Consider the following 16,797-nt stretch of genomic DNA (forward strand, 5'->3'; position numbering starts at 1 on the left):
ACGAAAGAGACTGGTTACATTGATAGAATATCCCTATTCAGCTAAAGCGTGTGATTATCTTGGGTTCTCTCTTCTCTCACCCATCACTAGGATTGATGACTTCTCAAAATCCCCCTTATAATCTAACTTTAAGTAGAGAATAGAATTTTTTAGCTGTCCTATTTTCTACGTCTAGCCTTTCTTCCTAGCAAAGCAAAACCACTGGTTGCCGCCACTAGGCCAAGACTAGCAAGTGCTGCACTTGATGCTGAACCTGTGTTAGGTAATTGTTTTCTAGCAGGTGACTGGTAGGTAACATCTTGCATTGTTCCTGCAGTTGCTTGCGGTGCACTTGTTGCCTGAGGAGCAGCATTAGGAGCCACTGGTCTCTTAGGAACTGTAACCATGGCAATGGCTTGCACTCCAATCGTTTCTGCTTCCTTCACATCTTCCACAGTTTTCGCATTTTCAATCTCTTTGAGAGCTGCTTGTTTTTCTGCTTCCACTCTTGCTAAAAGTTCTGCTTTTTCTTTATCAGAAAGCGGTGAGCCTTTGATTTCATCCTGCTTGTCCTTAGCAGCTTTTTCAATGGCCTTTTTAGCTGATTCTTTTTCAGTAGCTAATTGCTTAGAAGCTTGTGATTGAGCTGAGTTTTGTGAACCTGTGTTAGCTTGTCCGCCTGCCTGGCTACCACTGCCTGCATTCGCATTAGCATCTGAGCTTCCAGTATTGCCTCCATTATCTCCACCCGGTGTAGTTTCTGGCTTATACTCTGGTGTAGTTTCTTGAGTTACAGATTTACCTTTGGCAGATTGTTGAACTGTATCTTTTCCTAGAATCGTCACTACTGAACCATCTGGGAATGTGATTGTTGCTGTACCATCTCCAGCTACATTGATTGTCGCTCCGTCTAATGCTGAACCATTTGCTTGTAAAATAGCAACCTTAACTTTTTCTTTTTCTTCGTCTGTTAAATGAGTTATATCTTTTACATCTACTCTTTGAGCAGGCGCTTTAACAGTTGATTTTTCAGCAGTCGGTTTAGTGCTATCTTGTGCTTTTGGATCTTGTGCTACCAATTGATTGCCTGGAATTGTAATAGCTGAACCATCTTTAAAGACGATTGTCGCTGTGCCATCTCCAGCTACTTCAACTTTAACATCGCTTCCGAATCCATTTGCATCTACTACAGCTTTTTTAACAGCTTCTTTTTCTGCATCTGTTAATCTTGTAGCTTCTGCTACTTTTGTAGGGTTAGCTGGGAGGATTACTTTTGTCTTCTCAGCGATTGTTGGTTGCTCTGGTGTTGAAGTTTCCTCTTTTTGAACTACTAGACTGGTTCCTGGAATTGTGTTTACTGAACCATCTGAGTATGTCAATGTCGCTGTTCCGTCTTTAGATACTATAACTGTCGCCGCTGGGTTGGCTGCTTGTACTTTAGCTGTTACTGCAGCTTGTTCCTCAGGTGTTAAGCTGTGAGCATTTCCAACTTCTGTAGTTGCTGGCACCACAGCTGGATTTTGCGCGGCTTGTGTTGAAGCTTCATTGTCAGTATCTTTGGCTACTACTAGACTGGTTCCTGGGATTGTATTGACTGAACCATCTCCATATGTTAGCCTTGCTGTTCCATCTTTAGATACCTTAACATCTGTCGCCGCTGGATTTGCTTCTTTAACCTTAGCTGCTACAGTATCTTGCTCCGTCTGTGTCAAGTTGTGAGTATTTTCAACAGGTACAAAGTTTCCTGGAACTTGCGCTGGGTTCTTCTCTGCATCTGTCTGAACTTTTGGAGTTTCTTGTTTGCTTCCTTTTTCAACAAGTTTATCCCCTGTTATTGTGTCTACAGATTTATCTGGATAGGTGATGACTACTGTTCCATCAGGTCTTACTTCTACCGTAGTTCCTGCTGGGAAGTTGTTCGCTTCCTCAACCGCTTTTTTAACTGTAGCTTGTTCTGCAGGTGTTAACTTCGTAGTATTTCCTACTTGTGTTTTTCCTGGGATAACTGGCTCGGTTCTTGACGCGATTGTTCCTGCCTCTTTGTTAGCTGGCGTTACTAATTTATCTTTAGAAATCGTATCGCTTGAACCATCTTTATATGTGATAACAGCTGTTCCATCTGGTTTTACTTCTACTGTTGTTCCATCTGGGAATGTGTTAGCTCCTTCGATGTTTTGACGAACTTGTTCTCTTTCTTCATCTGAAAGTTTTGCTGGATTTCCCACTTCCACTTTGTTTTCAGGAACTTTCGGTTCGAATTTAGATGCAATAGAGCCATCTGGTTGAACTTCATTTATCTTATGAATACCAGCTTCTTTCGCCGCGTTGATTTCATCTTTAGATTGACCTTTGTTGATGTCTTCAATCGCTTTATCTTTAGCCTTATTGATTTCTTCGATAGCTTTTTGTTTCGCTTCGTCTGATAAATCTTTATTGTTCTTGATTTCGTCAATGCGTTTTTGAGCTTCTTCTAGTATCTCAGCTTTTGCTTTCGCTTTTTCTTCATCAAGGTTTGTTACATCTGGTTTCTTAACTTCTGTATCAGCTTTTGGATCATATTTTTCAATATTTTCTTTTGCTTGATCTGCAATTTGTTTAGCTGTTCCTGCTGATGATGCTTGGTCAATAGCTTTGTTAGCATCTTCTTTGGCTTTATTGATTGCTTCTTCAGCTTTTTGTTTTTGCTCTTCAGTTAAACCTGTATCCTTCTTGATTTCAGTGATTTTAGCTTTGGCAGCTTCTTCTACTTGTTTTTTAGCATCTTCTTTCGCCTTAGCAAGATCATTATCTTTATCAGCTATGCCTAAGGAATCAACTACTTCAACCGGTACTTTTACAGTTACTTTAGTGCCATTCGCTAGGGTTACTTCCACTTCTGCTTCTTTAGTTCCTGTTTCAGTTGTAGTTGGTTTAGAAATAACTTTCGCTGTTACTCCATCAGCTAGTGCTAATTGTTTTAGGATTTCTTTGTCAGTTAAGCCTTTACCTTTTTCTACAGTTACTTTTCCTGATACTAAAGCAGTTTGTAAGTCTAACTCTGGTTTGAAGATACTTGTTGATTGCCCTTTAGCAGTTTGTACTACTACATCTTCTTTTGGTAGATTTCCGTTTGGAGTTTCAACATTGCCTTGACCATCAACCTTGACATCGTCCTTGTTTAAGCCTGGATTTGCTTCAATAATAGCTTTCTTAACATCTTCTTTTTCTTTGTCTGTTAAGTTATTCGAATCTTTAACTCCTACAGGTGTGACAGGTTTCTTCAAAGCTGGTGTTACTACATCTTTTGCTGGTAAATTACCTTGTGGTGTTTCAACATTACCTTGACCATCAACCTTAACATCATCCTTGTTTAATCCTGGATTTGCAGCTACAACAGCATCCTTAATGTCCTCTTTTTCTTTTTCTGTTAAAGCATTAGGATTTCCAACTACAACTGGTGTTGTTGGTTTCTTCAAGGCTGGAGTTACAACTTCTCCTGCCAGTAAATTACCTCTTGGCGTTTCAACATTGCCTTGACCATCAACCTTGACATCGTCCTTGTTTAAGCCTGGATTTGCAGCTACAACAGCATCCTTAACAGCGTCTTTTTCTGCTTCTGTTAAGCTATGGACATCTTTAACAGGGACAAGTTTTGTCGGTTTTTTCAAAGCTGGTGTCACTACATCCTCTGCTGGTAAATTACCTTTTGGTGTTTCAACATTGCCTTGATCATCAACGTTAATTTTATCTTTTTTATCCGCTAAATCAGGATTATTTTTAATAATCTCTTCTACAATCTTAGATTTCTCTGGTTCTGTCAGTTTAGATGGATTAACAACTTCAACTGGGGTTGTTGGTTTCTTCAAGGTAGAAGTTACAACATCTTTTGCTGGCAAGTTACCTTGTGGTGTTGTGACATTTCCTTGATCGTCAACTTTGACTTTATCTTCAGTTAAACCTGGATTTGCCTCTACAACAGCTTTCTTAACGGCTTCTTTTTCTTTAACTGTTAAGCTATTTGGATTTTCTACTTCAACAAGTTTATTTGGTTTATTTAAGACTGTCGTTACAACATCTTCTTTTGGTAGATTTCCTTTTGGAGTTTTAACATTTCCTTGGTTATCTACTGTAACATCACCTTTGTTTAAACCTGGATTTGCAGCTGCGACAGCATCCCTAATGTCCTCTTTTTCTTTTTCTGTTAAAGCATTAGGATTTCCAACTACAACTGGTGTTGTTGGTTTGTTCAGGGCTGGAGTTACTACATCTTTTGCAAGTAATTTATCGCCATCCTTAGTTGTTACATTACCTTTATCATCGACTGTAATATCATCTTTGTTTAGACCAGGATTTGCGTTGGCTACAGCTTCTTTCACTTTTTCCTTTTCATCATTTGTTAAATGATTTGGATCAGCCACTACAACTGGTGTCGCTGGTTTGTTTAATGCTTGAACAACAACTTTTTCTGCTTCCAAGTAACCTTTAGGAGAAGCTACATCTCCCTTATCACTCACATAGATTTCAGATTCTTCTAATGAAGGGTTAGTCGCCACAATCGCTTTTTTAACAGCTTCTTTCTCTTCATCTGTTAAATGATTGATATCTGTGACCTTAACTCTTTCTTTTGGTGGAGTTAACTTTCTCTTAGCTGTTTCTGTAATATCTTGTGGAGTATGAACAGCAGCAATTTCTTGTCTACCTTTTTCTGTGGCTGACGCTATAGCTTCTGGTGAAGTTGCATTGTTGATGTTTTCTTCGTGTTTTGCTTTCAGTTCATCAACTTGTTTCTTCAATGCTTTTTTTTCTTTTTTAGATAATGCATTGTCTTCATCAATTTCTGCCTTTTCAGCATCTGCTGCTTTTGTTAGGTCAGCTTTTGCTTTTTCCTGATCAGTTGCTTTTCTTACAGGTACTTCGATTTCGTCTTTTGATCCGTCACCATAAGTAACTTCTACTACAACTACTTTCTTACCTTCATTTGCACCTGTTCCATTCACAATTTTTCCGTCATTTTTGACTTGTTTGTCTGTCGGTTGTGGTTGGTCTTTTGGTACTTCTACAGCATCTGTAATAGCTTTTTTATCTGCTTCTGCTACTTTAGGAGCGTTAGATGGGTCAACACTTACTGGAACTCCTCCTGCTTCAGTTACTGAATCTTTTACATTTGGAGTTGCTTGCTCAGCATTAGTTTTATGAACAGCATCAATTGCTTTCTTACCTGCTTCTGTTGCTTTCGCTACTTCATCAGTTGTTCCAGCTTTATCGATGTTAGACTCTGCAGCTTTCTTAGCTTCATCGACTTTTGCTTTTTCAGCTTTCTTCTGATCTTCTGTTAAGGTCTTGTCTGATTCGATTTCTGCTTTTTCTTTGTTAGCTGCTTCTGTTAAGTCAGATTTCGCTTGCTCTTTGGCTTTGTCTAACTCTGTTTGGTGAACTTCAGCAATTGCTTTCTTACCGTCTTCTGTTGCTTTTGTTACATCTTCTGGCGTTGTCGCTTTATCGATATTTTTTTCTTGTTCTTCCTTAACTTTATCAACTTTGTCTTTTTCAGTTTTCTTTTGATCTTCTGTTAAGTTTTTGTCTGCTTCAATTTCTGCTTTTTCTTTGTTAGCTGCTGCTGTTAAGTCAGATTTCGCTTGTTCTTTAGCTTTGTCTAATGCTTTTTCTGCTTCAGTTTTCGCTTCTACAGTCTTAGATGCAGGCAGTTCATTTTGTGATTTGTCAGAGTACGTTACAGTTACTTTCCCTGTATTGTCTACTGAAATTTGATCATCAGTTAAATTTGTGTTTGCTTTCTTAACTGCTGCTTTAACGGCTGCTTTTTCATCTTCTGATAAATTAGCAATATTATTAACTTTTACTTTTTCTGGATCATTTAGTGGAGATTTTGCAGCATCAGTTCCTTCTACTGGTACGTCAACTGTTCTTGTAATACCATCATGAGTTACTGTTACTGGAACAACTGTCTTGCCGCCTTTTTCTGTAATTTCTCCATATTCTACAGAATAAGTATCATCTAACTCTTTACCATTTGCAGTTAGTTTCGCTTTAACAGTCGACTGATCTTTTTCAGGTAATGAGTCTCCTACTTTAGGTACAACAGATATTTTTGCTGCTCCCTCTTTCACTCCTAAAGTGAAGTCTTCTGCTTTACCTGATAAAGCTAAACGCGCTTGTTTTAGCGTGTCTAGAGCTTCATCCACTTGTGGTTGAGTAGCATCTTGCTTATCGTACACTTTTTGAGCGTTTGCTAAAGCATCATCGTAAGCTTTTTTCTTAGCGGCATCTTTCTCTTTAGCATAAGCTGGTGATTTTTTAACAGCGTCATCTTTGTTTAAATCTAATTCTGCTTTTAGAGCATCTTTCGATACAGGCACTGCAACATCTTGTCCTGTTAAATCTTTAATTGCTTTTGCTAGATTATCAATTAGAGTAGCTACTTCTGATGTGCCCGCCGCATTTTCTGGTTTATCTGTTGTTTTGTCAGCTACTTTTGAAGCGGCGTCTTTTGCGTTATCAAATGCAGTTTTCTTATCTTGAGGAACACTAGGATTAGTATATTTATCAGAGGCTTTTACTTTTTCAGCTTCTGCTACTAATTTTTGTAGAGAATCCATCTTAGAATCTAAACCTTGAGCAATTGATACAATATTATCTACTTCAGCTTTACTTCCCGCAGCATCAACTTGTGTTTTCAATTCTGCTTTTTGTGCAGCATTTAAGTGTTCAAGTGCATCGATTTTTGCTTTTGCTGTATCACGATACGCTTTTACTTCCGCATCTTTTACTATAGCTTCTAATTGGTCTCTTGTAGTTGCGTGATCAATCTCATTTTTATATAGATTTCTATCATCATCTGTCAAACCAGGAATCTGATCAATTTTCTTCCTATACTCATCTTTTAAAGCATCTGTTTTAACTTTTTCAGCATCATGAGCTTTTTTAGAAACTTGAGCTTGAGCTTCTCCAATTATTTTAGTAATTTCAGCTTGTGAAGGTGCATTCTTAATTCTTTCTTTATATGCGTCAGCTGTTGGGTCAGTTAAATATCCGGCTTTACCATCTTTTTTATCGATTTCATCGATAATTGCTTTAGCTTTTTCTTTCGTTTTTTCTAATGATTCATTTAAAATCTTATCAATAAGTCCTTTAGTATGTTCAATTGGCGTAGCAGTTCCTTCTGTTGGATCTGTCATTACTACTGCCGATACTTGATCTACTAGTTCTTTTTTCTCTGCTGTTGTTAAGTAAGGATTGTTATTAATTTTTTCCTTCACTTCACGTTTTTTAGTTTCTAATGCTTTCTCATTTTCACTATTTTTAGCAACAGCTTCTTCTACAACAGCATTGACACTTTCTTGAGTCGTTTTATCTTTTAATTTTTCTTTAAATTCTTGTTTTTCTTTTGGAGATAAATAATTTAAATTATCAATTGCCGCTTCAGCATCCTTTTTAGCTAAATCTAGCGCACTAGTTCCCTCTTTATAATAAAGGTCTGAAGTTGGGATAGTGTATAAACCTGAATTACCAGCATCACTGGATAACATAACTGTTGAACTATTTTTTTTAGTTCCAATATATGTACCTATATTTTTTCCATTAACACTATTTTCATCATAAGCAAACCAGGTAATACCTGTACTTTCTTCTGTTGTCCCCTCTGAATAATCAATATCTTCTTTGGTGCTATGACCTTTTAATCTTGATACCCCAAGTCCATTTGCTTCTAAAAATGACTTAATAGCACGTTTCTTTTCTTCTTCCGTTATACTATTTATATCTTTTACAGCTATTGGTTTAATATCATACTCATATCCACCACCTACTTTATGCGTATTCGTTTCCGTTACTTTATAAACAAGCGATGTTCCTGGAATAACGTCTTCAGTATTGTCAGAATAAATAATTGTTGCTGTTCCATCATTATCTATAAGAATAGATTCTGTTTTTTCTTCACTCTTAAGATTCTCTATTAATTTATTTTTCCCTGTTCTCGCTACCGAAGTTACAGTCTCTTTATTTGCCTCCCAAAGTCTTTCCCTAACATTCTTTTTTTCCTCTTCGGTGAGTTTATTGGTATCTTTTACTGCGACACGTGTTGGAACAGATGGCTCAAAAATTTCATTTAATTTATATAAAGTTGGAACTGGCGCTAACACTGTTTTATAATGTTGCATCATTCGAGCGATACCAACCCTAAAACCTGCTCCAAATTCTAAAGTGCTACGATTATTACCAAGGGTTGGATCTGCAACTTCATATACAGCTGTTATCGTTGCTCTATCAATACCTGCACGTTCCCAATCGACATACATCGTTTTTGTGTTTGTACGGAAGCTTTCATAAATAGCTTGTTCATATGGATCATCTGAAATTCTTTCCCCAATATGATACCAAAACTTATTCGCAAAACTTCCGCTATACTCTCTATGATTTTCTCCTGTAGTATCATTATATGATTCCCACTTAGTATCATCCCCACGAAAATCTAAGTCTCGATAAGCCCTATTAATATCATCCTTTGTTTGGAATCGTGAGTTAACCGAATTAGATAGCGAAGTAAATTTCTGGCTACCTTCCCATGTTTTCATTACATACACTGGGTTTCCGTCATTTTTCTTTAAAGTAATTTCTTTAGGCTCTTTTAATCCTATTGGCGTCGTGAACCAAAAACGAGCACGGTGTCCACCATATCCAGCAACACGCTCGCCATCAGCTCCACCATTATAGGTATAAGTTACTTTAACAAATGGATTTTCTCGAGTGTATTCTGACCAGTCTACATCGATTCCAATTTCTTTGTCTACATTTACTTTTGATCCGATTTCAATACCGTCTGCACTTTCAGGAGTTTCTCCAGAATTAGAATATAACGATACAATACCGTCTTCGCCATTTAATTGTTTAAATGCCGCATCTACAATATTCGGATTTATAGCAGCCCCAACTAAAGATGCCCCTATCAAACACGACGCTGCTCCAAAGCTAAACTTTCTAATCGAAAACTTTTCTACACGCTGCCACATTTGCTTAGAGCGTTTCTGAGTTCTCTTATACTTCATTCTTTGATCTCCATTTTTTATTTTTATTTCTTCTTATTCAAAAATCAATACACTATAATACAATTTTATTATAATATATCTACTTTAGGCAATAAGAATACACGTACATTATATCATAAAGTCCCCCCCCCGTCCACTTTTAGCCTAATTTTTACTTTAATTAAAATATATAGAAATTTACCCTATTTGCTATCGTTTTGTCACTAATTCCTTATACAGATTTATAAATTTTAATCGATTCTCATTCAAAAACATAAAATAAAGCAAAAACCCTACCAGAATCAAAAGCGTCTGGTAAGGCCTTTTTCTGAAACCAGTCACTATGCTTATACTCAATGAAAATCAAAGAGCAAACTAGGAAGCTAGCCGCAGGCTGTACTTGAGTACGGCAAGGCGACGCTGACGTGGTTTGAATTTGATTTTCGAAGAGTATTAACTGAAAAGCATGACTAGGAATATTATTGAATATGGTTAGCCAAATCTTCCTGAGCTTTTTTATTTGACTCAGCTTTTTCTTTTAGCCATTTTTCATAGAGTTCCTGGTACTGTTTCGCAGTTACCGGCTCTTTTTGCAGTTCAACATATTTGTAATTATCAGCATCTCCCTTATGACCAACGAAAGAGAAGGCTCCTGTGAACGGTACAGTCTTACGGAAGATTGGATTAGCACCACCACTTTGAACTGGTAGGAAGAGGGCACTGTCAGTCAACCAAGCTTGGACTTCAGCAAATTTTTCATAACGAGCCTGAGTATTTGCAACTTCGCTATCTGCTTCATCTAGTAACTTCTTGTAAGCAGAAAGTCCAATTTTTTCTTTTACTTCATTATCTTTTCCAGCAGTCAAACCAATATTGTTAAGCTGTGAACCTGACTCTGGATCCAAGAGATCAAGATAAGTTTTCGGATCTGAGTAATCTCCGCTCCAACCTGAAATATCAATGTCATAGTCCTTTTGTTCAGCTGTATCTGCAAAGAATGTAGCTTGATCCTTCTCGTCTGGAGAAAGTTGAATCACGTCAATCACAATGTTGTCCGCCCCAAGGGTTTCTTCCACCGTCTGCTTAAAGGAACTTGCTTGTTGCACATCTAACTTAGCCGTCTGGTCAACCGGCATATCCAAATGAATTGGGAAGGTCACGCCTTCTGCTTGCAAGGTTTCTTTAGCCTTAGCAAATGCTGCTTTGGCTTTTTCAGCATTCAAAAAGGCAGGTTGCGCATCATTCAAATTGATATTCGACCACTCTGTACCGTAGTTAATAATCTTTTCATTGACAATATCTCCAAAATTTTTACCACCGATTTGGACAAAATCACTTGGGATAAGCGTGTTACGCAAGATACGGTCTGCTCCATCTTCACCATTTGTCTGCGCTGCATAAGCATGACGGTCAAAGGCAAAGTTGACAGCCTGACGGAAATCCTTATTTTGCATGGCCGCAAGTGAATCTGTCTTTTCCTTATCAGACTGTTTCATGGTCTGCTTGTAGCTTTGACGATTAACGTTAAAAAGATAATAGAAGGTAATTGAGTTTTGTGGTGTGTAGGTGATTTTGTCCTCATTCCCTTTTTTCAACTGATCAAACACTGAGCTTGTCGGGAAGATACGACCGTCCGAGTAGTTCCCTTCCAAAAATCCTCTCGCTAAACTATCTTGATCAGAACCGTCAAAGAAAGAGAGCTTCACTTTCTCAATTTTCACATTATCCTTATCCCAGTAATTAGGGTTTTTGTCAAATTCAATCAAAGATTTTGAGGTGAAAGATTTAAACAAGTAAGGACCATTTGACAAGATACTGGATGGTGTTACACTTCCAAAATCATCTCCCTTAGATTTCAAAAAAGCTTCATTTACAGGACTCAAAATGCCCCCAGTAGTCTTAGAATTCCAGTAAGATTCCGGCTTATTCAAAGTATATTGAAGAGTATAGTCATCCACTGCCTTAACACCAACAGTTTCAAAGTCAGATGTTTCCCCCTCAACGTAGTCTGCGAGGCCCTTGATAGAGTCTTGAACCAAGTACAAGTTTTCAGCCTTTTTATCAGCTGCATACTTGAGACCTGTCACAAAGTCATGAGCCGTTACATCCGCATACTCTTCGCCCTCTGAAGTGTACCATTTCGCCCCCTGACGGATTTTATAAGTGTAGGTCAAACCATCTTTTGACACCGTCCATGACTCAGCCATAGATGGAATGAGATTACCATACTTATCATTTTCTAACAAGCCATCAATCAAGTTGGTCGTAATACTAGAAGTGGAACCACGTGTTGACGTAATGTAGTCCAAGGTATCAGGATTACTAGTAAATACATAAGAGTAGGTTTTCTCAGCATTACTTGATTGGGAAGACCCACACGCTGCTAAAGCTAGACCTGCTGTCAAAGCCATAGCTCCAAAAAGCATAACTTTTGATTTCTTCATGATTATTCTCCATTTTTTACAGTATGTGAAATATTATACACCATTTGAGCAAAAATATAAAGCCTTTTTGAACTTTTTTACAAAAATAAAAATCAGTAGACTCGAGTTCCTACTGATTTTTGTTATGGTTCGTTTGGATTATGCAGCCAAAACTTTGCGTCCTTTACGACGACGAGCTGCCAATACGCGACGACCGTTTTTAGTTGACATACGGTTACGGAATCCGTGTTTGCGCGCACGACGAAGTTTACTTGGTTGATAAGTACGTTTCACGATGAATACCTCCTCATAGATTTTGTATTCGTTTAGCCGGCTATAAAGTGATCAGTTACTAAACATACTTTACTATTCTATCTGATTCTTTCACTTTTGTCAATAGCTCAAGGCAAATGTTTCTAGCTTTTGGGCGCTTTTTCAAATGTAAGCCCTATCTACGATACTGTTTCAAGAAACGAGTCATCTTTTCTTGGATTTGGGCTAGTTCATCAACACGAGGAAGATAAACGATACGGAAGTGGTCTGGTTCCTGCCAGTTGAAGCCTCGACCATGAACCAAGAGAACCTTTTCCTGTTTCAAGAAATCAAGGACAAACTGTTCATCATCATCGATACGGTACATATTGCGATCGATTTTAGGGAAGATATAGAGCCCAGCCTTGGGTTTAACCGCAGACAAACCTGGGATATCCTGAATGGCATTGTAAATGAAATTTCTTTGCTCGTAAATTCGTCCACCAGGAAGAAGCAGTTCATCGACTGATTGGTGGCCACCCAAGGATGTTTGTACGACCTGTTGGGCCAAAACGTTAGAGCAAAGGCGCATATTGGATAGCATATTGAGCCCTTCGATATAGCCCTTGACATGAGTCTTAGGTCCAGACAAGACCATCCAACCCACACGGAAACCAGCGATACGATGGGATTTTGACAGACCATTCATGCTGACACAGAAAACATCTGGTGCCAAGCTCGCCACAGGCGTATGCACATGTCCATCCATGACCATGCGGTCGTAAATTTCATCCGCAAAGATAATCAAATCGTTTTGACGGGCAATCTCAATAATCTCCAACAAGAGTTCCTTAGGATAAAGGGCTCCAGTTGGATTATTTGGATTGATAAGGACGATTGCCTTGGTATTGGAAGTGATTTTTGACTTAATATCGTCAATATCTGGGTACCATTCTGCAGCTTCATCACAGATATAGTGAACGGCATTTCCCCCAGCTAGGCTGACAGCTGCTGTCCAGAGAGGATAGTCTGGCATTGGCACCAAGACCTCGTCTCCATTGTCCAAAAGCCCCTGCATGGACATGACAATCAACTCACTGACACCATTTCCAAGGTAGATATCATCAATATCTACGTTTGGGAATTTCTTCAATTGGCAATACTGCATAATGGCCTTACGGGCTGAGAAAATCCCTTTGGAGTCAGAATAACCTTCACTATCACGCGCATTCATAATCAAGTCATGAATGACCTCGTCTGGCGCTGTAAAGCCAAATTCTGCTGGATTTCCTGTATTCAGACGTAAAATCTTTTCTCCGTTTGCTCGCATTCGCATGGCTTCTTCCAAAACAGGACCACGGATATCATAAGCAACATGCTCTAACTTACTAGACTTGTTATATTCTTTCATCTTGTTTCCTCAATTCGTCAGGATAGTAACATTATACCACTAGAAAGAGAATGCGACAAGTTTGCTAAAACGTGTTACTAGTTTCGTATAGAAGAAAAGCCTCGCTAAAAGCGAGGGCAAACAGGGGAGATAGCAGGTGTTTTGCGAAAAACACATCACATACCAAAAGATAAACCTAGAAAAAGCAAGCCTAAAAAGGAGTCATAGAGAAGATTGAACATGAGACAAAGCCCCCATATCATCAAGTAATCTAAGCGTCCACTTCGTTTTGCAACTAGGAATAAGAACAGATGGTAGAGTACATGAAAGACTAAAAAACCGATAAACTCTGGATAAAGAAGCGGAATTAGCTTCTCTAATTGCCAGATCATGATAACTTCTACCAAGACTGACACTAGGATAATTCCATAATAAAGGAAATTTGATTTTTTTGATTCTTGAAAAGAGTGCTTCATCATTCTCCCTCCCTTCACTTCTTTCCTGCTATCCTTTCTTTTATTTTATCATATATTTATATAGATTTTAAGTGCTAACATTCTTTTAAAAAATACTTTTTTTGCTTTACTTCTATATTGAAAAGGTTTACAATTATAGTAAGAAAATTTCAGGAGGTTTCATTATGGCACAACGTTACCAAAATATTATGGTCGCAATCGATGGTTCTAAAGAAGCGGACTTGGCTTTTGTCAAGGGAGTTCATTCTGCTCTACGAAACGACGCTAAACTCACCATCGCACATGTCATTGACACACGCGCTCTCCAAAGCGTATCCACCTTTGATGCTGAAGTTTACGAAGAACTCCAAGTCGACGCTGAAAGTCTGATGAAAGAGTACGAAAAACGTGCTAAAGATGCTGGTGTGGCAGATGTTCATATCGTCATTGAAATGGGCAATCCAAAGACCCTACTGGCACGTACTATTCCCGATGCAGAAGAAGTGGACCTCATCCTCGTTGGCGCAACTGGTCTCAACGCCTTTGAACGCCTCTTGGTCGGATCTTCATCTGAATACATCCTCCGCCATGCTAAGGTCGATTTGCTGGTTGTGAGAGAACAAGAAAAAACCTTATAATCACGAAGAAAAGGAGCTCAGCGCTCCTTTTTGTTTACTATTTATACTCTTCGAAAATCTCTTCAAACCACGTCAACGTCCATCTACAACCTCAAAGCAGTGCTTTGAGCAACCTGCAGCTAGTTTCCTAGTTTGCTCTTTGATTTTCATTGAGTATTATTTCTCTCTTTATGACGTTCATAAGCCTTAAGCTGGCGCTGCAGTTCCTTTTTAATAGCAGGTTCTGGAGCATATTTTTCTTCCCAATCATCTGGTTTTAAGATTTTGTGGGTCACTGGATCAAAATGAGCCTTGCCATCTGGAAAAATTTTCCCCATATTGGCCTGATGAACAATATCAAAAATACGTTCTGGGTCCACTCCCATCAAGACAAAACTGCCATAGGTGAAGTAAAGTGTGTCAATCAAGGCATCCACCTGCCCTATCAAATCTTGCTGGGCAGGCGTCTTCTTGGCTACCTTATCTGCCGCCTTATCAAGAGCTTGATGAAGTTGCGATAGAGCTTGACCAAAGTCCTCTTCAGAAGGGCTGGCAGCTCGAACAAACTCCACCAATTCTTCTATTTTAAAGCCAGCCCTGTGGGTTGCACCTTCTAAATCCCAAGCTCGAGGTTCTTCTTGGGTTCGTTCATCCATCATGTGGTGGAAGGTCTTGACCTTATTGAAATGATAGTCACGGCTGACAAAGACTTTTTCTGAGGCCAGAACACCAAAATGTTCCAAGGCCTTGTGGATTCCGTCTTGCTGATTGCTAGTGGTGATGTGCTTGGCAACTTCCTTGACACTGCTACTACCATTTCCCATAGCGACCGACATACCGACACCTGCCAGCATTTCTAGGTCGTTATCTGAGTCACCAAAGGCCATGACTTGGTTGAGGTCAAAGCCGTATTCTTTTCCGACTCGGCGTATGCCTTCCAATTTAGAGTTTCCTTGATTGATGACATCCGCTGCAAATGGATTGCTACGTGTCAATTTCAAGTCTTCAAAATCAGCTGCCGCCTTCTCAGATTCTTCTGGCGTCATCAGCATCAAAACTTGGTAGATAGGCTGATTCATCAGATGAAGCAGGTCTTCTTCCTTTTGGGGAACAACCTTGCTGACCATTCGATTAAAAGACTGACTCACTGTCCGAGTTAAAACAGAGGGAACGAAGCGACTGATTCGTTGGGAAAAAGTTCCCAGACCAAAAGACATGATTTTGGAACCTAACATGGCATCCTTAGTCCCTAAGGCAATCTCCTTGCCCTCTTTTTTAGCATAGCTAATTAGATGGCGCAAATGTAACTTGGAAATAGGGCTCGTGAACAAGACTCTGTCTTTAGTAAAGATATACTGGCCATTATAGGTTACCGCAAAGTCCAGATCCAAATCGTCCATCAATTCCTTAACAAAAAAAGGTCCTCGCCCTGTCGCTACGCCAACTAGTACCCCTTGCTCTTTGACAATCTTAATCGCGTCCTTAGTGGATTTCAAAACACTCTTGCGATCGTTGACCAAGGTTCCATCGATATCAAAAAAAACAGCTTTGACTTCCATCCTATCCCAATCTCCCCTTTTGTGATACAATGATTATACCACATTTCAGAAAGAGTGAGTAAATCATGCCTAAGAAAATCCTTGTTTTACATACAGGTGGGACTATTTCCATGCAGGCCGATGCTTCTGGCGCTGTTGTGACGAGTTCAGATAATCCCATGAATCATGTGTCCAACCCACTTGAAGGAATCCAAGTCCACGCCTTAGACTTTTTTAACCTGCCAAGCCCCCATATCAAACCCAAGCATATGCTGGCTCTCTACCAGAAAATTAAAGAGGAAGCAGATAACTACGATGGAGTGGTGATCACACACGGAACCGATACTTTAGAGGAAACAGCCTATTTCCTTGATACCATGGAAGTTCCCCATATGCCTATCGTTCTAACAGGGGCAATGCGCAGCTCCAATGAACTCGGCAGTGATGGTGTTTATAATTATCTGAGTGCTTTAAGGGTGGCTAGCGATGACAGGGCTGCTGATAAAGGAGTTTTGGTCGTTATGAACGATGAAATCCACGCTGCCAAGTATGTTACCAAAACGCATACAACCAACGTCAACACCTTCCAGACTCCAACACACGGACCACTTGGTCTGATCATGAAACACGAAATCCTCTACTTTAAAACAGCTGAGCCTCGTGTCCGCTTTGACCTTGATCACATACAAGGCTTAGTCCCTATCATCTCTGCTTATGCTGGTATGACAGATGAGCTGATTGATATGCTGGATTTGAAACAATTGGACGGTTTGATTATCCAAGCCTTCGGAGCTGGTAATATTCCCAAAGAAACGGCTCAAAAATTAGAAAGCCTTCTGCAAAAAGGAATCCCAGTCGCCCTGGTTTCACGATGCTTTAACGGTATCGCTGAGCCTGTTTATGCCTACCAAGGTGGGGGCGTGCAGTTGCAAAAATCAGGCGTTTTCTTTGTTAAAGAACTTAACGCCCAAAAAGCCCGCTTGAAACTCCTCATTGCCCTCAATGCCGGACTAAAAGGACAGGCTTTGAAAGACTATATGGAAGGCTAAGTCTCTTCGAAAATCTCTTCAAACCACGTCAGCGTCGCCTTGCCGTATGTATGGCTACTGACTTCGTCAGTTCT

At 39.3% G+C, this 16,797-nt stretch carries 8 protein-coding genes and 1 pseudogene; 2 read left to right on the forward strand and 7 right to left on the reverse strand.

Features of this window, described 5'->3' with window-relative positions; translation table 11 throughout:
- Positions 1 to 158: 158 nt before the first annotated feature.
- The 6 genes and pseudogenes from HT728_RS10765 to HT728_RS02625 form a co-directional block, all read right to left on the reverse strand.
- Positions 159 to 1,328, reverse strand: a complete 1,170-nt coding sequence (locus tag HT728_RS10765; RefSeq protein ID WP_345890023.1) for a DUF1542 domain-containing protein — start codon at positions 1,326 to 1,328, stop codon at positions 159 to 161.
- Positions 1,311 to 9,020, reverse strand: a pseudogene (locus tag HT728_RS02605) (DUF1542 domain-containing protein); the annotation flags it as partial. The gene HT728_RS10765 and the pseudogene HT728_RS02605, both read right to left, overlap by 18 nt.
- A gap of 458 nt (positions 9,021 to 9,478) precedes the next feature.
- Positions 9,479 to 11,443, reverse strand: coding sequence for a peptide ABC transporter substrate-binding protein (locus HT728_RS02610; protein WP_173233618.1), 1,965 nt, complete (start codon positions 11,441 to 11,443; stop codon positions 9,479 to 9,481).
- Positions 11,444 to 11,581: 138 nt separating this feature from the next.
- Complete coding sequence (gene rpmH / locus HT728_RS02615; RefSeq protein WP_000831905.1) at positions 11,582 to 11,716, reverse strand: 50S ribosomal protein L34; 135 nt, start codon at positions 11,714 to 11,716, stop codon at positions 11,582 to 11,584.
- A 154-nt stretch (positions 11,717 to 11,870) separates the two neighbouring features.
- On the reverse strand, positions 11,871 to 13,085 hold the full coding sequence (locus HT728_RS02620; protein ID WP_000666455.1) for a pyridoxal phosphate-dependent aminotransferase: 1,215 nt from the start codon (positions 13,083 to 13,085) through the stop codon (positions 11,871 to 11,873).
- A 155-nt stretch (positions 13,086 to 13,240) separates the two neighbouring features.
- Positions 13,241 to 13,543: a hypothetical protein gene (locus HT728_RS02625; RefSeq protein ID WP_173233620.1), complete on the reverse strand. Its 303-nt coding sequence runs from the start codon at positions 13,541 to 13,543 to the stop codon at positions 13,241 to 13,243.
- Positions 13,544 to 13,704: 161 nt separating this feature from the next.
- Here HT728_RS02625 and HT728_RS02630 point away from each other — a divergent pair, with 161 nt between their 5' ends.
- Positions 13,705 to 14,157, forward strand: a complete 453-nt coding sequence (locus tag HT728_RS02630; protein WP_000079148.1) for a universal stress protein — start codon at positions 13,705 to 13,707, stop codon at positions 14,155 to 14,157.
- Positions 14,158 to 14,303: 146 nt separating this feature from the next.
- Here the strand turns inward: HT728_RS02630 and HT728_RS02635 are convergent, their stop codons facing one another.
- Positions 14,304 to 15,695, reverse strand: a complete 1,392-nt coding sequence (locus HT728_RS02635) for a Cof-type HAD-IIB family hydrolase (RefSeq protein ID WP_173233622.1) — start codon at positions 15,693 to 15,695, stop codon at positions 14,304 to 14,306.
- 65 nt (positions 15,696 to 15,760) lie between these two features.
- Between HT728_RS02635 and HT728_RS02640 the strand changes: the two genes are divergently transcribed.
- Positions 15,761 to 16,723, forward strand: a complete 963-nt coding sequence (locus tag HT728_RS02640) for an asparaginase (RefSeq protein WP_173233624.1) — start codon at positions 15,761 to 15,763, stop codon at positions 16,721 to 16,723.
- The last annotated feature ends 74 nt before the right edge of the window (positions 16,724 to 16,797 follow it).

Source organism: Streptococcus sp. 544, from assembly GCF_013277385.1.
Classification (GTDB): Bacteria; Bacillota; Bacilli; order Lactobacillales; family Streptococcaceae; genus Streptococcus; species Streptococcus mitis_BA.